13 protein-coding genes and 1 pseudogene are annotated in these 18,724 nt (G+C 38.1%); 5 read left to right on the top strand and 9 right to left on the bottom strand.

Annotated features, from left to right (window positions below; translation table 11 throughout):
* Positions 1 to 95: 95 nt before the first annotated feature.
* Positions 96 to 936 (top strand): annotated as a pseudogene (gene tnpC, locus V7K49_RS10730) (IS66 family transposase); the annotation flags it as partial.
* A 170-nt stretch (positions 937 to 1,106) separates the two neighbouring features.
* On the opposite strand, the gene V7K49_RS10725 reads toward tnpC, so the two are convergent.
* From V7K49_RS10725 to V7K49_RS10685, 9 genes are all read right to left on the bottom strand, one after another.
* Entirely contained in the window at positions 1,107 to 1,532 is a 426-nt protein-coding gene (locus V7K49_RS10725; protein WP_335205519.1) for a hypothetical protein, read from the bottom strand.
* Between the two features lie 273 nt (positions 1,533 to 1,805).
* A complete protein-coding gene (locus tag V7K49_RS10720; protein WP_335205518.1) occupies positions 1,806 to 3,512 on the bottom strand; it encodes a GUN4 domain-containing protein in 1,707 nt (568 codons plus the stop codon).
* Positions 3,497 to 5,512 carry an ABC transporter ATP-binding protein/permease gene (locus V7K49_RS10715; protein ID WP_335205517.1) on the bottom strand — a complete coding sequence of 672 codons (2,016 nt, stop codon included), beginning with the start codon at positions 5,510 to 5,512 and terminating at the stop codon, positions 3,497 to 3,499. The genes V7K49_RS10720 and V7K49_RS10715 overlap by 16 nt, the downstream gene beginning before the upstream one ends.
* Before the next feature lie 157 nt (positions 5,513 to 5,669).
* Entirely contained in the window at positions 5,670 to 6,074 is a 405-nt protein-coding gene (locus V7K49_RS10710; RefSeq protein WP_335205516.1) for a hypothetical protein, read from the bottom strand.
* Positions 6,075 to 6,206: 132 nt separating this feature from the next.
* Positions 6,207 to 8,300 (bottom strand): patatin-like phospholipase family protein, encoded by a 2,094-nt coding sequence (locus V7K49_RS10705; RefSeq protein WP_335205515.1) that lies wholly within the window; start codon positions 8,298 to 8,300, stop codon positions 6,207 to 6,209.
* Between the two features lie 211 nt (positions 8,301 to 8,511).
* The gene (locus tag V7K49_RS10700) at positions 8,512 to 9,489 is read right to left on the bottom strand and encodes an MvdD family ATP-grasp ribosomal peptide maturase (protein ID WP_335205514.1); all 978 of its coding nucleotides are present in this window, start codon (positions 9,487 to 9,489) and stop codon (positions 8,512 to 8,514) included.
* 34 nt (positions 9,490 to 9,523) lie between these two features.
* Complete coding sequence (locus tag V7K49_RS10695; protein WP_335205513.1) at positions 9,524 to 10,516, bottom strand: MvdC family ATP-grasp ribosomal peptide maturase; 993 nt, start codon at positions 10,514 to 10,516, stop codon at positions 9,524 to 9,526.
* Between the two features lie 286 nt (positions 10,517 to 10,802).
* Positions 10,803 to 11,081 (bottom strand): hypothetical protein, encoded by a 279-nt coding sequence (locus tag V7K49_RS10690; RefSeq protein WP_335205512.1) that lies wholly within the window; start codon positions 11,079 to 11,081, stop codon positions 10,803 to 10,805.
* A 99-nt stretch (positions 11,082 to 11,180) separates the two neighbouring features.
* Positions 11,181 to 11,336 (bottom strand): microviridin/marinostatin family tricyclic proteinase inhibitor, encoded by a 156-nt coding sequence (locus V7K49_RS10685; RefSeq protein ID WP_335205511.1) that lies wholly within the window; start codon positions 11,334 to 11,336, stop codon positions 11,181 to 11,183.
* Positions 11,337 to 11,969: 633 nt separating this feature from the next.
* Between V7K49_RS10685 and V7K49_RS10680 the strand changes: the two genes are divergently transcribed.
* The 4 genes from V7K49_RS10680 to V7K49_RS10665 all read left to right on the top strand — a co-directional run bounded on the left by V7K49_RS10680 (position 11,970) and on the right by V7K49_RS10665 (position 18,670).
* Positions 11,970 to 14,951, top strand: coding sequence for an AMP-binding protein (locus V7K49_RS10680; RefSeq protein ID WP_335205510.1), 2,982 nt, complete (start codon positions 11,970 to 11,972; stop codon positions 14,949 to 14,951).
* 114 nt (positions 14,952 to 15,065) lie between these two features.
* On the top strand, positions 15,066 to 17,567 hold the full coding sequence (locus V7K49_RS10675) for an SDR family NAD(P)-dependent oxidoreductase (protein WP_335205509.1): 2,502 nt from the start codon (positions 15,066 to 15,068) through the stop codon (positions 17,565 to 17,567).
* On the top strand, positions 17,568 to 17,831 hold the full coding sequence (locus V7K49_RS10670) for a hypothetical protein (protein WP_335205508.1): 264 nt from the start codon (positions 17,568 to 17,570) through the stop codon (positions 17,829 to 17,831).
* Entirely contained in the window at positions 17,819 to 18,670 is an 852-nt protein-coding gene (locus V7K49_RS10665) for an AMP-binding protein (RefSeq protein ID WP_335205507.1), read from the top strand. Before V7K49_RS10670 ends, V7K49_RS10665 begins: the two co-directional genes overlap by 13 nt.
* Positions 18,671 to 18,724: the final 54 nt, after the last annotated feature.

Raw genomic sequence — 18,724 nt, 5'->3', positions numbered from 1 at the left:
CTAAAAAGCCAAAACACAGAGGTACTGGAAAACGAGTAGAAGCTCCAAAATTTCACATCACTAATCAGCTTTTTAGCCTTAACTGAACCGTATTGATTGATATTGGACTAGGAACTCTAGTAGCAACCAATGAACGAATTCGACAAGCAATCGAACCGAGCGTTAGTGAGTTAAGTAGTTGGTTAAAACAGACACACCCTAACATTCATGTGGATGAAACACCTTGGCCCGTCAAAGGAATCAAAGAATGGTTGTGGGTAGTTGCTAATTTTCATTTCTGCTTATTTACAGCAGCTGACACTCGTTCTAGATCTGAATTAGAAACAATTTTAGGTGCTACATATACAGGGGTACTCAGCAGTGACGATTTTAGTGTTTACAATGGTTATGCAGTAACTGACCAACAGAAACGTTTGGCTCATCTACGTCGTCACTTCAAAAAACTAATTTTAATTCCAGGTCTTCACAACCAAGCTATTGGCGAAGCGTTTGTCAACTTAATTGATGAAGCCTTTAGAAATTATGCTCTTCGGGTTTGAGACTCTTGACTTCGCCCTTTACAACGATTGGGTCAATCAGTTCAAATCTAAGTTGTACTCCTCACTCTATCAGTGGATTGATCTAGCAGGAGCTACAGCCGGCCAACTTTTGCGTTCCTTGCGCGATAAAGCAAATCAATGATGGTATTTTCTTGACTACCCTGAAGTCCCTCCTGATAATAATCAGGCTGAACGCTCCCTTCGTTTGGCTGTCACAAAACGTAAAGTTAGTGGTGGTTCCCGTTCAATGGAGCGGTTTCAACACACTGCCAATTTGTTGACGGTGGTGCAAACCTGTCGTCGTCAAGGTCGGTCTGTGATTGATTTTTTTGTACAAGCTCTACTAGCTGGCTCTATTAATTCTCAGTCTCGCCCTTCTTTGCTTCCACAATTTTAGACCTGAATCCTTACCTATTGAAATTCCCGAATTAACCGATTAAGAGCAACACGATTGCCTTTCATACCTTAGCAACTTGAAGTCACACAAACACTCATTGAAACATAGAGTATGGCAATGTATTATCAAATAAATATGCCATCGAATCTGCTCACACTTGCCAACATTCTCTAGGACTTCCTAATATTATTTATTTTTGTTCCAATAATTGATTGCTCTTTATCTTTTATGAGAAATTTAGAACTGTTAATTCTAATAACTTCATAACTTTCAGTTGTAAAAATTGAACCTATAGTAGCTACTATATCTGCAATAGAAATCTGAAAAAATAGTGGAATTTGGAAATTAAAAAATGATTTTGGCATAGTTTTAACACTTAAATATAATTTTTTTTGGCTGACATACCATACTCCAGTAAATTTATTACCTGTTATAAGTTCTTTAGGTTTAGAGAAAAAAAGTGTTTGAACCCTTGTTTGCTCGTAAGTCATATCATCTTTAAATTCAACAGTGATTTTTTCTGAATAAGTATTAAAACGCCATTTTCCTAAAAGTAAAATTTCTATTTCTATATCAGAAGGTATACTGTTATCCATGTCTACTTTTTAAATTGATTAGATTACTACAATGAAAGAAGTATTAACGATAAAGTTTTTATAAATATAATTAAAAAAGTTATTTTGTAATATTGCACTTACAGCGAGATAGTTGCTTACGATTATACCTTTAACTTAGATTAACAGTTAAGTATATTAAAATTGCTCTAATTTCCTTACACTTCATATCTTTTGATAGATTTTGTCGAAAAAAATTCTGAATATCATCAATGGAAACTTCTACATTCTTAATCATAACTCAGAAGTCAGAATTCAATTACACATTTTTGCACGGGAAAAGAATAAATGCATCTGCCAAACTAACCATGACCCCACCCGCCATGCTCCCATTGATAGAGGTTCCGCAGATGATGGAGATAAATCAAAAACATCTTGGTCATAGTGCAACCATTTGACTGGTAAGTGTCCCATTGGTGTCGTCGGAGATACTTTAAAAGTTAGTTGGTCGTAGTTTAACCAGTTTCCCTCTCTTCGCCAACCCAAGCGATCGCCAAGTCTCTTTTCTGTTTCATAATCTACTTGAGCACCTATTTCGTTCCAGATGCTTTGCTGTACGCTAAAGCCAAAATAACCATGACTGTATTGTTGCCAAAGTCCATCGATAGTATAAAAAGCCTGACAAGAAAAGTTAAGAATATCTTCCTTATAAACTTCATTCCAATAATTCTTTCCCATGACTTGTAGCATTAATTTAGCGGTTTCAATATCAGCTTCTTTCCACTTGAATTGTGCGAGTAAAGTTTGAAGTTGACTATAATCAATATTTTTACTGTTTTTAAATTCTTTTACAGAGTTACTATGATTATTAGTTGGCTCTAATAATTCTGTTTTTTCAATAAAAAGTGCAGGATTTGTAGAAACGACATCTGTCTCTAATATCCCTAGCACTTTTCTTTGATCGACAAGTTGAGTAGATATATAATTAGATATTAAGTAAATTGTTTGTTCTAAAGCTATTCCATTATTATTTAACTCCAAATTAGTAATTTGTTCATTTAATAATTTAGACTCAACTAACGCATCTTTTAATTTATCTCCTTTCTCATAACTTGCTACCAATAAATTGAGAATATTTTCAGAAATTGTATCAGTATATTGTATGGTTAATAAGCTTGACTCAAAATTTAAACTACGAGTTGCTAAATTTTTAATTTCTCCGACAATTGCGTAAAAGTTTGCATCTAGTTTTACTACTTCGTCTATTAAGGATTGAAATGGACTAAAGTAATCTTGTAAATAATCTTCAAAATTTGTTACTGTCTCAGCTATTTTTGCTATTTCCTGACGAATTTTTATTGCTTTTATTTGATATTCGTAAATTTCTTGATATACCCCTAACTCTTGGGCTATTTGCTGGACAGTTTGCTTTTGATTCTTAGTATCTTCTCCTAAACTTTTAATTCCTTTAGTTAGCAATTTAATTTTTTCTAACATCAAAAAGTTAGTATTACTCAAAAGTAAAATTGATTTGAGGTTTTCTTGCTTTTCCCATTTTAGTTTTTCAATAAGTTGCGGATTATTGTGATTTTTTATTTCTAGTTTGTTTCTTTCTGCATTTATATTTTTAATTTCTAGGTATTTTTGAGTAAATAACCTTTTCCAGTTATCAGTAAATTTTAATAAAAAATCTTGATAATTATCTTTATAGGTTTCTAAAAAATCAATTAGTTGAATATAGTCTTTAATTAATAATTTAGTTTTAGCAAAAATCTCTTCTTGGCTAATTTCCTGCTTTCGTTTGATTATTCCCCAAAAATAAAAATGATACTTAGTACCTTGTTGAATTAATACTTGACATTCTTTAATTTTTTTTTGAACTTTTTTTAATTTTGAATTGTTTATAATAGGTAATTGATAACTTATTTCATAAATTGTAATAGATTTATAATTTATTAGTTGTCTTTGTTTTTTAGTTAACATCACATCAGTTCTCACAACAGCCGCTAAACTTTCACCCATTTTACAACGTTTGAATTTTTGTCATAGCGGTAGGTTGCACCATCTTTAGTAGTGATAGACTTCTCTTGGTTGGCTCTGCTTCTAATGGTGGTAAGAGAATAGCCTGTTAATGCCTTAATTTCTTGATGAGTGAGCTTTTCGATTGTGTCTATTACTACTGATATTTCTGGTTGTATTTGGAGTTTAGAGAAGCTATCTATTGTAATTTGAGCGTTTTCAGGTGGAGCAATGACAATTGCTTTTTGCCGTTGATAATCCTGTACAGAAATAAGTTGCCAATGGGAATCTTCTTTTAGCTCCAGAACCCATTTATGATAGTTAAATAAACTCTCTCTATGTCCAACACTGATAAAAGTTGTTTTACTTTCTTGCAGTTGTTGATATAAATTATTTTCGTTAGTTAAATCCAAAGCACTTGTTGCTTCATCTAATATAGTGAAACTAGGATGAGTAATTAATAGTCGTGCGAAAGCTACACGTTGTTGTTCTCCTAAAGACAATATATTCTCCCAAGGATCTTCTGTATCAAAGCCTTTTACGCGGGTAAGCAAGTGTTGTAAGTTAACTTGCTGTAAAATTTGTTCGAGTTCTGTGTCGCTCATTTTTCGATCTGTATGCGGATAGAGTAATTGTTCGCGCAAAGTACCTAAAATTATATAAGGACGCTGGGGTAGGAACAAGACTTCTTTTAGGGGAGGACGCACTAGACGACCAGTTCCTGCATTCCACAAACCAGCGATCGCTCTCAATAGAGAACTTTTACCCCCACCGCTAGGGCCAACAATCAATAACCCTTCGCTTGGCTGAACAGAAACTGATAAATCTTCAACAATAGTCTGCTCATAATTTGGCGTTTGTAAAGTGACATTTTCAAAAGCCAAATGTTCTTCTTGTATGACTTGAATGGTATTTACATTATCTGGTTGTTTACTAACAGCTTCTAAAGCATCTGAAAATTCAGCTAAACGCTTCACATAACTAGAAAATCGCCCAGAAATACTAAATTCACCTATTAACTCTCCTAGAGCATTAGAAAACATAAAGCAAGCAAAACTAACTTGGTTAATTTCCCCATAATCAATTTGGTTCTGAATAAATAAAGGCGTAAGAATAAACATAGAAAATACACTAATGGCAGATTGATATGCTCTGCCAAAAGCGTCTTGACCTTTCTCCAAACTCAGCCTCCGTTCAGCAGTTTCTAGAATATTATTAAATCGGCGCTGAATTATATTTAATTCTTCCTTTTCTCCCTGAAAAAAAGCAATCGATTCAGCGTGATTGCGAACATGAGTTAAGCAATAACCAAAGTCTGCCTTAAACGCAAGTTCTTGTTGATTAACTATATTTATTGCCTGATTTAAGTAAATAGCTATTAAATTACCAATAAATGTATAAATAATTAGATAAATTGCGATTGGTGGAGAAACTGTCCAGAGAATTATCAAAGCACTTCCCATTTCTAAAACTTTTTCTAGTAAAGCAGTTGAAAATCTTAAAGCACTACTAGTGATAGGTTCTATTTCTTGAGATAGACGTTGATCTGGATTATCTATATCAGATTTGAAATTTATTTTATAATAAGCTTGGTTGCTCAAATATTTGTCTAAAATATGATTATTTAGCCATTTGTACCAGTCAAGAGTGATTTTTTTTCTCACATATCTTAAAAAAGTTATCAATATGACCATTACTAAAATAATGAGAGAGGACAGCCATAAAGTACTATTATATTTATCAAGGTTTCTCTCTTCAATAACAATATCAATTACATAGCGATTCCAGTAACTATTTGCAGCACTTACACCTATAACTGAGACTATTAATAACACTAAAACAATGAGCATTCCCCATGAACGGATCACATCTGCGAATGCTCTTCCTTCTGCTTTTGTTGGATACCAATAAGGTTGAGCAACTACTTTCACATCTCCCCAAAATTGAGTTAACGCTGAAAAAGGATTTATTGTGTTTTGCTCACGTGCAGATGGAGTTTGCATATTTTAAAGATAAGCCGTTATTAATTAGACTATTAATTTTGAAATGGCCTTTGAGAATTAAGTTAGACTCTGAGTCCATTTTTAGTTTTAGAAATTGAAGATTTTTATATCCCCCTAAATCCTAAAAAAGGGTCTAGGGGAGAGAAAATCAAATGCACTAGATTACTGGTTCATCATCTACAATTTCGACTGTTCTGGGAGTAGGCCCTTGTTCAGGCTCAGTAATGACTACTGGGCTAATATGATGTTTCAGTTTGAGCTTGAGGTCATCTGTAATCGGTAATTCTTGAATTTCTTTAAGGAGAAATCTCACAGATTCGGTTTTGCTACGTTCTGTATAAATGAACTTGAGAACGGTTTCAATCCCAAATGCTCCTATATATTCCCCTAGAATGCCTACCAGACCAAGTAGTCCTAAACCTCCTAACAAGCCTAAAGGCCCGCCCAGCGATGAAAGCATAGCGACAACTGCGGCGACACTGCCCCCTGATGCAGACGTTGCAATCACGAAAAGTATACCAGGAAGGCCTAAACCAGCAATTTTTTTGACGAGTTCATCCATTGTACTTACTTACAATCCTTATAAGGTGAAAACATGACGAATCGAGTGATTACTAATTCCTTTTTTGAAGAAATTAAAAATCTTTCTTATATCTTGCACCAGGCAAACGGTGCAAGATATAAAAAAGTTGAGCTAGCCTAATAAAAGACTGCACAGTTCATCAATTTGCTGACTTTTTTCAGAAATCAATCGATGGGCTATAGCTTGTAGCTGACGAGTATTTTGTAGTTTGGTATTGTCTATTTCTTCGAGTTCCTCATCTAAAAATGTTTGAAAGCGATAATAAAAACTTTTAGCTTCTTTATCGCTAGGTTCAAACAACTGTTCTAATTGTCCAGATACCACTTCACTACCACCGTCAAATACAATATTTAAAAGTGGTTTTCCCCATTGCAAAAGTCCCCAATTTTTGACTTCTTTATAAAGGTAGGCACTAGTCAGCGAACCTGTACCTAAAGAAACTACTAAAATATCTTCTGTATTGAGGACTTTTTTTTCTTTTTGTTTACTATTAATTTGTGCTTCTAAAATAGCTAAATGGGCTGGATTATTAGCAAACACTCCACCATCAATTAAAGTATAAGCACTGTTAGAATGTTGAGTATTTATAACACGATGGGGAGCAAAATAAGTCGGGGTAGCAGTTGTTGCCAATGCTGCATCTAAGAGCGAAAAACCCGCACATAACTTGCGAAAGTTTTGAGATTTTTTCTGTTCTTTTTCTAGTTTATTTGTAAAAAATATCGGAATTCGCTGCTCAATATCATAACTCGTTACAAAAACTTCTTTGAGATTACTCTCTAAAGGAGCTTGCTCAAAATATTGTCTTAAAATTTGTTTTTTGCTTTCAGAAGGATATTTGGGCTGGAGAAATATATCCTCTATTGGGCCAAGTATTCTTTCAAATAATGGCTCATAAAATATTTCTACCCCATACTCAAGAAATAGTTGTAGGAGATCCTCAGCAGTATATTGAGCTAGTGGCAAATCAGATACATCAGAACTTAATCGAGGTTTAGTTAGCCCCAGTGCCAAAATTCCGCCGCTTGAAGTACCAGCAATTAAATCAAACAAACTAAATATAGGTTTTTGTGTCCGCTTTTCAATTTCTGCTAGGATAAATGCAGGAATAATACCCCGAATACCGCCTCCATCAATGGAAAGTATTTTATATTTGGGCTGGGCTTTTGTATTCATAGTTTCTGGCGGCTCCTCCTGAGTTAATGTTTGTGCTTGTTGGACATTAACGGAATCTTCAGTCTGGTCTGTTTTAGTTTCTTCGTTGTATGACTTGAGAGTTATCAAGGTTGGGATAACCTCGGATTCTTCAGTGGTTATTTGTGTCTGTTGAATTTCCTGTGGTTCGTCTTCCTTGTCGCTTACTAACGGTACTGTTGCTGCTAATAAAGTTGTCGTTATTGTTGAGATATTTTCTTCAGGAATAACTGGTGTTTCAATTTGGATCTCTTCTTGGATACCCTCTTGATTGGATAATGGTGCTGCAAACGGAACTGGATTGGATGATTGTGTTACAAATGGAATTTGTGCTAACTCCCAAGCAGGATTACCACGGAAATTTCCTTGATAGGACTTTCCAATTTGGTTTTTGACTGTTGTTCCCTGCCCGTCATCTAATTTCCAGTAAGCCACTAATCCTTCTTCATCTCCGACTATTAGCCCAGAATGCTGGATCTGAATTTGTGCCTTAGTACAGGGAGAATTCCAAACGCTAATGTTTGCTAATTGTCCTTTAAAATAAACCTGTTTATGTACAGTTGCGCCCAGAGTTACAGAACTTGTTGCTTTGTTTAAGGATGAACCTCTAAGAGAATCTGTGTATACACGGTCATCAAGATATACTGTTACTTCACCACTGTTAAAAACAATGGCAAAAAAGTGCCATTCTCCTATAGTTAATTCTCCATTACCGAAGGTTTTGATACCCTTACTTACAATTTCATCAATGTAAACATCTAGGCTGCCTGTTTCACTGATGCCGAATTCAAAATTATCGCTGTATCGTTCTGAAGAACGTGCAAAGAATACATTGCGAGTTCCGTAACTAGTAGCTTTATTTGTTAGTTGATGCGGATTTATCCACCCTGAAACAGCAAATGCTGAACTCCCTTGAGCGAAAACGCCGCCAATATCGTTTCTGCCAAAATCTATATAATCATTTACCCCATCAAATGTCAAAACTGTTTGTGTATCTGCTAGGTTTTTCACAAGGATTTTATCTCCAATATAAATAACTTATAAATAACTTCATAATTTTAAAATAAGGTCTTAAATATTAATAATTTTAATCAGAAAATTCACTATTAACTTCCAAAATGGTAGGTAATGTAGATATGGTTACTACTTTACTCTAGAGAACGTTACTACAAACATATGTTTTAACTGCTACCTTTACGGTGGAGAAAAAATAAACAATACTCTAACTTTTATTAGTTAGTAATACTTCTGCGATCGCCTGCGAAATGGGGTAGTATGGTGAATATATTTCCATCCAAAAAAATTCCCCGACTGGGTTAACTTCGAGGAATATGTGCTGACCATCGGGGGTGACAATAATATCAATTGCTCCATAGTTTAAGCCAAACTCAGCCATTAGTTTGAGCAACTTTTTCTCAACATCTTCTGGCAAGTCATAAGGTTGCCAATTCTTAACCAAAGCTCTTCCCTCTTTGCGCCAGTCATAAGTAGATACTGACAAGCTTTGCGAGTCTACAGAGGCAGTAAATACGCAGTGTCCGACGATAGTTGTCCGCAACTCTAGGGCTTTGGGCACGTTTTCTTGAAATGTCATCGGACAAAAACGCAGCCCTTCCATATTCTCCAGATCATCAGCTGTAACTGGAGTAGTAAACACAACGTTTTCTCGTCCCTCCTCATCATAGATAGCAAAGGAAGAAAGCATCTTGGTTACTATACCTTGCTGAGATTCTTGAGCAAACTTCTTGACTGCTTCGGGATTGTTTGAAGTCAAGGTACGTGGAGTTAGAAGTCCAACTTTTCGTGCGACTTGCAACTGTAGTTGCTTATTATTAGCCCGATCCACATTTGACATTTTATCCAAGTGGAATCCTTGAAGGCTGGCAATCATACCTCTGACAGTAGCGCGACATTCGTTAATTGACGCATCTCTATATTGCCTGTCCATTGAGTTAGGTATTTTTTGCCCATAGCGCATCCGCCGATACCAAACTGAGGATACTTCACTCAAATTTAGCTTTTGTTCACCATCAGTAATAATTACCTGTTCTGTATCGCCAAAAAAAATATCTAGCTTAACCTCGGTGGGATATCTATCTGTGTCAAACCTAAATGCTTTTTCTCCTCTAGCCTCAATTTCTTGGATTACTAGAGGAATGCTTTCGTTATCTTGGCTAAATGTAACTATTAATACAGTCATAATAAATAGAAAGTAGCAAATATTTAATTTTTGATCATTCTTCTTTTATTTGAAGTAGGGCATCGGCGATCGCACTTGCAATAGGCAAGTTTAAATCTTTCTCTAGCATTCCCCACTCTCCCATAGGGTTGATTTCCAAAAAGACGTATTCGCCTGATGGTGTGACGATGAAATCTAACGCTCCAAATAACAGCCCAAATCTTCCCATAAAGGCTTTAAGACGACGAACTACTTCATCAGGAAGCTGGTGGTGTTGCCATGCGCCAACCTCAATACCTGGTTTACGCCAATCAACTTTAGCTGCTGCATACACATCCGCATTTAGCGCCCCTACAAATACATTGCCATTCACATATACCACTCGTAATTCCTGTTGCTTGGGGATTTGCTCTTGAAAAACCATTGGGCAATAGCGCAGTGACTCGGCATCTTGTAAGTCTTCTTCTTTGACGGTGCTGGTGTAAAGAAAGAAAGAGGAGTTAGCTTCCATACTGTGGGAAAGAGCAGTTAATAGCTTACTTACCATTTTGCCCTTGACTTGCCCGAAAAACTCTCGTGCTGACTCAGCTTTGTTGGTTACAAGAGTCCGAGGAATGACAAAACCTATTTCAGAGGCAATCCGCAGTTGCCGCAGCTTATTATTTGCATAATTTATCCGCTCTAGATCGTCTATCCAACGAGCCTCTTTAAGACTGTCCCAAAAACTATCTAAGGTTGCTTTTGATTCTCTAACACAAGCTTCTCGGAACTGTGGAGCTAATTGTGAACTTAGTTCTGGTTCCCAAATGCGCCGCATCCATACAGCCTGCACCTGCTCTGTGCTGATAGAGTAATTGTCATATTCTATAGTGTGATAGCTTCTGGATTCGTCAAGGTGTGCTACTAATTGCACTTGTTGGGGAAACTTATCGGTGTCAAGGCGAATCGGTTTTACCCCTTTTTTTGACAAGGCTTGTGCGACTCTATCTATTGTGAAAAAATCACCACTGTGAGTGATTAATAAAACAACGTCATGCGACAGGTGCATAAAAATTTTTTGGCTTCGTTTTTAGCAGGTAGATATTAAGGAATAAACTAATCGGCGTTTAACTTGCATCATCAGGGCGCTCATGCTGCCCATCCCACAAGATATTGATAAAATTTTAATCTGCAAATTAAATGTGTTTTAGCTTACCTAAAGAAATTTTTGTCTTAATATTTAAGTTCTTAAAGAAGTAGGTAATCTAAAAACTAAAGGCGATAGCTTATATATTATCAATACTGTAATATGTAAGCAATGTGGAAGCGATCGCACTCCAAGAAGTAATTTTCAGTTACTTGATAACTGCAACTTGCGCTATCCGTAGACACCAAGAGGGTAGCTTGCCGTAAGCATCTGAACTTAAAAGAAGCCAGTCGCGTGGTAAGGGCAGTCCGGTCTTGGAGGTTTCCCCCAGGAGGAACTGCCGAAAGGGTTTCCCACGCCAGTCAGCACAACGAGGGGCTTCGGGTCTTCGTTTGGGGACTACGAGTAAAAAGCAAGTCGGAGAAGCTTTGAAAGCGGCTCGCTCTTCAAGTCGAGCGAGCCGCTTGGAAGGGTTTCCCGTGAGCATTAGCACAGCACGATGCAGGAGCCTCACTGGCAGAGGAGTTGCGACTGCACTGTGTATCCTGCTTAAATATATGTAAAATATTTTTTAGTTGTCAACCCCTTAACGGTCTTCCAAATCAGAAGGAAACTTGAAAGTGAAAGGAGGAGGAGGAGGGGTAGTAGTATCTGGCTTTTCAGTTACAGATTGCTCTTGCAAGAAGCGCGCAAAGAATGGCAATACTTGGACATCTGATCCTTTGAGTGTATTTGTATACATTGTTATTTTTCCTTTGGGAAAATTTGTCAGGACTAAAGCTACGTTTAGTAAATTTCTAGTTGAGTTGAAGTTGTCAATGGTCAATAGTCAATTCTGAACCGTCAAGAAATCTGTATTCTGGGCTTTTGACAACTTTTACCTTGAGTTAATCTACTAGTTGGGTAAGTCCTATTATTTTAGCCATTAAACATATACCATTAATTAAGTGTGTGTGTGCAAGGAAATTTAAGATACTTAAGAAATTAATGAGAAGATAGTTAAAACCCACATTCCGCAAGTTAGTTTGAAACCCTTAGTATTTCCTATAAAACAACTGTGGCAAGCTTTTAAGGCATTGAGCCTATATTATTCGACGCCCGCCAGTAATTATTATTCATGAAATTTTAAACATTTTTAACTTTCCGCTTAAGTGTCTCAACCGTCTTAACTTTCCACTTAAGTGTCTTAACTGTCTTAACTTTCCACTAAAAATGTTTTAAATACTATTCATTTTCTGTATAAAACTGAGATTCTCTATGCTATATTTGAACAATTACAGAAAAATAGTAAATTAAATATAGATATAGGTTTTAGTTTTAATTAACACTAATTTCCATTCCTAAATAGCGGAACCTAAAAAGGATATAGAAACTAATGCAGTTAAATAATAGCCAATTTTTAGCAAATTCAACTAATAAGAATTTTATATATAGGGAAATAGAAGTTGCTATCCGGTCAAGCTTAACTGTAGATGATTGTGTAGTCATAGAGAGACAAACGCAAAAGCGAAAGCAGGAGCTAGTTGCCTATGTAGTTCCATCCGGTTTATTTGCACCAGAACAATTGTTGTTTCATCTGCAAACAATTCTGCCTAGCGAATTGATGCCTACAGCACTTGTACCAGTTTCCACTATCCCTCTAACAGTTACAGGACAGTTAGACAAAGCTGCTCTAGCTAATTTAGAAGTTATTGAGTCCAACTTAATGCGTCGCATAGAAGAGCAATTAGAGTCATTGTCAGAAATTGAGCGCGTTAAAGTGGTTGTTGAACCGTTTGTTATAAGTGTTCCTCCTGTGCATTTGGAGGATTTGCTAGACGAGACTCAAGCGATGCCTCCGGTAACATCTCCGAAGATTGCTCCTGAACATAGTCAGCAAAATATACAAGCGAATACATTTAGCCAAAAAATAGAAAACAAGAACCCATCTTTTTCAAAAAAGCTAGCCATTAGTTACGGCGAACCTCTGCAATACTCCAAAGACGCTTCTAAAACTTTACAAGAAGTGCTGCAACGAACTGCTCAAAATTCAACTAAAGGTATCATCTATATTCAGTCTGATGGTAGTGAGAAAGTTCAGTCTTATAGGGAATTATGGCAGGATGCTCAAAGAATTTTAGCGGGGTTGAGAAAGCTGGGACTCAAGCCCCAAGATAAAGTAATTTTTCAACTAGAAGATAATCAAGATTTCATCTGTGCTTTTTGGGGTTGTGTGCTAGGGGGCTTTGTGCCAGTGCCAGTGTCTATCGCACCTAGCTACGAACCAGTCAACAGTACTGCAAGCAAACTCCAAAATGCTTGGCAAATGTTGGGAAAACCGATTGTACTGACGAGTGCTTCTTTAGCTCCCAACATTGATGGTTTTTTCCGGCTTTTAAATTTAGAAAACTTTCAAATTGCAACTATCGATCAGTTGCGTGAGTGTGAACCGGATTTTAAATTGCATCAAAGTCAGCCAGAGGATTTAGCAATTTTGTTGTTAACTTCTGGAAGTACTGGCATACCCAAGTGTGTAATACTAAATCATCGCAATCTATTGAGTATGACGGCTGGCTTAGTTTCAATGGGCCATTTCTCCAGCCAGGAAAGCGTTTTAAACTGGATGCCTCTGGATCACGTCGGTGCATTGGTATCTCTGAGTATCATGGCTGTTAGTCTGGGTTGCCAACAAATCCATGTAACCACTGATTTAATTGTGCAAAATCCGCTCAAGTGGCTGGATTTGATTGATAAACATCAAGCTACGATTAGTTGGGCCCCTAACTTTGCTTTTTCCCTGATATGCGATGCCCTTGGCGACGTTTCCTACGGAACGCTGCGCGAACGGTATCAGGCTTTTGATATCGAGCGCCAGAAATGGGATTTATCCTCAATGAAGTTTATAATCAACGCTGGAGAGCCGATTGTCACTAAAACAGCCGGTGAAGCATTATTACCAAAAGCTTTAGTACCAGTGTCAGGAATACCTTTAACTGCTACAGGAGAGGTAGACGAATTGGCTCTGATAAACATTCCTGTTATTGATGAAAGTTTAATTGGGCAAGTAGAAAAGCAACTTAACTATCATCACAAAATTGAACAGGCAGTGGTAGTGGTACAGGAGTTGAGAAAGAAGATTCTCCCACTCCATTTGTCAGATTTGATCCCAGGTTGGCAACACCAGAACGCAAGCGCTAACCTTACCCCACTTCCCAAAGACTCCCAATCAAATACACAACAATATTTCTCAGAATCGAAGCCACTGGCCATCAGCCACGGCGATATTCTCCGTAGCGATCGCAATGCACCTATTACCTTGCCCGAAGTTTTACAAAAAGCTGTGCAACAAGTTGCAAGTGGAGAAATTATTTACCTGTTGCCCGATGGAACAGAACTACGCCAATCTTATGCTGAGTTACTTGAAGTTGCAGAGCGAATTCTTAGTGGTTTGAGAAAGTTGGGACTCAAGCCAAAAAACAAAGTCATATTGCAGATAGAACTTAGCTGTGACATTATTCCAGCTTTTTGGGGCTGCCTATTGGGAGGCTTTGTACCCGTTATTATGGAAGTACCACCGACTTATAGAGAATCAAACAAGGTGGTGGATAAGCTTTGTTATATTTGGCAGTTCTTAGATAGTCCAGTCATTTTAACTACGGAAGCTCTCAAACAAGAAGTAGAATTACTATCGCAATGGCTACCAACAGAACGCCTAAATATAGGCACAATTGAAGTATTAAAATGTAATCCTGTCAGCAAACAATATCACCATAGTCAACCAGATGAGGTAGCTCTTTTCAACCTCACTTCTGGCAGTACAGGAATACAAAAATGTGTTCAATTGACTCATAAAAATCTCATTATTCGCGCCAGAGGAGCTAACCAACTCAATCAACACGAGCGAGAAGATGTAATTTTGAATTGGCTGCCGTTCGATCACATTGGCAGCATTTCCGACTGGCATATCCGTGGTATTGTATTGGGTTGCACCCTGGTTTATGCACAAAAAGAATATATCTTGGGTCGCATCCTCAACTGGTTAGATTTGATTCATAAATACCGCATTACTCATAGCTGGTCCCCTAACTTTGCCTATGCAATAGTTAATGACTCCCTCAAACAAGAACCAGAACAGACTTGGAACTTATCGTGCGTGAAATTCCTACTTACAGCTGGTGAAGCAGTATCTAGTAAAGCTGTGGAGGATTTTCGAGAAAATTTAGTTGTTTATGGACTCAAAACAACGGCAATTAGACCAGCTTTTGGGATGGCAGAGATGGGTTCGGGGATTACATATTATCAGCCCATTAAGGAAGCACCTTTGTTGTTTCACAGGGTAGAAAAATCTAGATTCCAAGGTACTATTAAGCGAGTATAAATAAACTATCCGAATCATCATAATTTTACCGATTTAGGCTCAGTAATTTCAGGAATTACCATTCGCATAGTAGACGAGCAAAACTCTGTATTAAGAGAAGACACCATAGGGCATTTGCAAGTCAAAGGTGATGCAGTTTCTCCCGGATATTACAACAACCATGATGCCAATAGTCAATCCTTTTTAAAAGATGGCTGGTTTGATACTGGAGATTTAGGATTTATTGCTAACAGACAATTGGTGGTTACTGGTCGCGCCAAGGAAACTATCATCATCAATGGAGCTAACTACTACAGTCATGAAATTGAAGGAATAGTTGAAGAAATTACAGAAATTGAAGTTTCCTACACCGCCGCTTGTGCAGTCTGTAATGCTGATGGTGCAACAGAGAAACTAGCCATCTTCTTCAGTTCGCCGATTACAGAAAAACCAAAACTGTTAGAGCTACTGAAGAAAATTCGGCAGACAGTGGTGAATAAAATCGGATTAAATCCTGATTATTTAGTTTTATTAGCTAAAGAAGATATTCCCAAAACCGTGATTGGTAAAATCCAGCGATCGCAACTTCGCGATCGCTTTCATGCAGGTGAGTTTAACTTAATTCTCAAGCAATTCGACATCTTACTAGGCAATACCAACACTATTCCTGATTGGTTCTACCAAAAAGTCTGGCGACGTAAGCAAGCCAAGGTTTTGAAGACTTTATCCCAAAATGGTCTGACTATAGTATTCCTTGACGAGTTAGGATTAGGGACATTTATTTGTCAGCAACTTGAACAGCAAAACCTGCCCTATGTGTGTGTCTCACCCGGTTATGATTTTGCTAAAAAAAGTCCCAATTACTTCTGTTTAACTCCTGGCAACGCAGACCATTATCAGCTATTACTTGAGACCATAAAGGCAGATAAGGTGACTATCGGTCAGATTATCCATCTGTGGAATTATCAGGAGTATAGCGGGGAAATCAAAAGCATAGAAGCTCTTGAAAAAGCCCAAGAACAGGGAATTTACAGTTTATTGTTTCTTGTCCAATGCCTGGTAAAAACTCAGATTTTTCAAGATATACAGTTATTATTTGTTTCTAGCTACACCCAGTTTACACAAACAACAGACAAGATAGCTTATGAAAAATCTCCAGTTCTCGGTGTAATTAAAAGTATTGCCCAGGAAATACCTTGCTTAAATTGTCGTCACATCGATTTGACACCAAATTCGATACAGGTGGATGGAAACTATCTTCTACAAGAACTCCAGGTTTTATCAAAAGATCAAGAGGTAGCTTACCGCAACGGACAGCGTTTTGTTGCAGGTTTGGAAAAAGTTAATCTGCAAGACAAACCAAAGCAAGAACTTCCCTTTAAATCAGGGGGAATGTATCTGATAAGTGGTGGGCTTGGGGGTGTTGCAGTTGAAATTGCTAAATATCTGATTAAGTTTTTTAATGCCAAATTATTATTAGTAGGTCGCACTCCTCTATTAACCACAGATGTTGCATCCAATGACTCTGCAACAATGTCAGACAAGATTAAAGCTTATCAAGAATTAAAGCAGCTGGGAGCGGTGGTTTATGAGACAGTAGATATCTGCGACTTTCAAGCTGTTCAACAAGTAGTGGAAAAAGCCAAGGCTAACTGGGGAAGTCAGCTGGATGGGGTGATTCATCTGGCGGGAACTTATCACGAACAAATGCTAGTAGATGAAACACCACAGAGTCTAGCTGCAATCTTACGTCCTAAAGTGTTAGGTGCTTGGGTGTTGCATCAGGTGTTGAACAAGCAAGGGCAGGGGGTTTTCATTAGCTTTTCGTCTTTAGCGAGTTTCTTTGGTGGAGCCACGATTGCTGCTTATGCTGCTGCTAACAACTTTTTGGAAAGTTTTAATCAATACCAGCGTTCTGTTGGTGGGTTGCACAGCTATTGCTTTGCTTGGACAATTTGGCGTGACACAGGGATCAACAAAGGTTATGAAAGGCAAGAAATCACTCATGCTCAAGGCTATTATGAGATGAGTCTGCAACAAGGGTTATATTCCTTTTTGACTGGTTTATATTATGACCAAGCACAGCTGATAGTCGGTTTAGATGGCAGCAATCCCAAAATTCGGCGTTTTACCTCTGAGTTTCCAGGGTTACAGAAATTAACTGCCTATTTCACTACAAATAACGGTTCTACCGTCCCGGAGTTATCAGATTTTACAGTGTGCGATCGCTTCACAACAACCGTTAACTGTGACTTCGTGCAACTATCACAAATGCCCCTCACCGCTAGTGGTGAAATCAATCGAGATTTACTGGCTAGGGGGATGACTCGTAGAGCGATAGCTCCCCGAAACGAAATGGAACGACAAATAGCTCAAACCTGGCAAGAAGTTTTAAAAATACCTCAAATCGGCATTCACGACAACTTCTTTCAACTAGGAGGAAATTCTTTGCTAGCCTTCCAAGTCATTTCTCGGTTGCGCGAGGCTTTTTCTGTTGAATTGTCGCCCAATCGTTTTTTTGCATCCCCGACTGTAGCTGGTTTGGGAGAAAGCCTTGAGGCGCTACAAACTGTTGTCACCAAGTGGAATGTAGCTATGGATGACGCAGAAAAAGAATATGAGGGAGGGCTATTATAAATGACAATAATAGAATTTGTATCTTATTTAAATAGTTTAGGCATAAAAATTTGGCTGGAAGGCGATCAGTTAAACTATCGCGCTCCCAAAGGAGTGATGAACTCAGACCTCAAAAACAAACTGCTAGGGCGCAAATCAGAAATCCTGGCTTTTCTAGAAGAAGCTAAGAGTGCAACAGATTCCTCCTTTGAGCCAATACCATCTATACAGCGTTCTGGAGAGTTGCCTTTATCCTTTGCCCAACAGAGGATGTGGTTTGTCTAGATAGCAACAGGGCAAACTTCAGCACCAGCAAAGAGAATTTACCTCACACAGCGACGACTGGCAATCTAGCTTATGTGATTTATACGTCTGGCTCCACCGGCAGACCGAAAGGAGTTCAAATTGAACATCGAGGATTGTTAAATCTCGTCTTTTGGCATCAACAAGCTTTTGCGGTGTCGTCCCTTGACCGAGTAATACAAGTTGCTGGAGTAGCATTTGACGCTTGTGGTTGGGAAATCTGGCCTTATCTGACGGCGGGAGCTAGCATTCACTTTCCCGATGATGAAACCCGGCTTTACCCTGAGCAACTGCGAGACTGGATGTTATCAAAGGCAATCACCATTAGCTTCTTACCAACGCCAATGGCCGAGAAAATGCTGTCATTAAATTGGCCACCGAATGCTGCTTTGCGAACTTTGCTCACAGGTGGGGATCAACTTCATCAGTATCCTTCGACTTCCCATCCCTTTGAGGTGGTGAATAATTACGGGCCAACAGAGAATACTGTAGTTACAACCTCTGGGACTGTTCCGAAAAGACAACAAGCCTGTTTATCACCTGCGATCGGGCGGGCGATCGCAAATACCCAAGTTTATGTACTGGATTCCCGATTACAGCCTGTACCCATTGGTATAACTGGAGAATTGTACATTAGTGGTGAAAGCTTGGCACGGGGCTATCTCCATCGTCCCGACCTGACCACAGAACGGTTCATTCGTAACCCTTTTAAAAAAAGCAGGGGGCAGGGAGCAGGGGGCAAGGGGGAAACAGAAGACCAATCCAGTAATTGCGATCGCTTGTATAGAACCCATTTGGGATCTGGTGTACCGGGAGATTAAAAGTATTTTTTATTACTTATGTACTCAAGCAGTTTAACAGATGAAGAGTGGTCA

The sequence above is a fragment of the Nostoc sp. genome, assembly GCF_036919675.1.
GTDB lineage: Bacteria > Cyanobacteriota > Cyanobacteriia > Cyanobacteriales > Nostocaceae > Nostoc.
The sequence above is the reverse complement of the archived record's forward strand: the minus strand, read 5'-3'. Positions and strand labels throughout refer to the sequence as shown.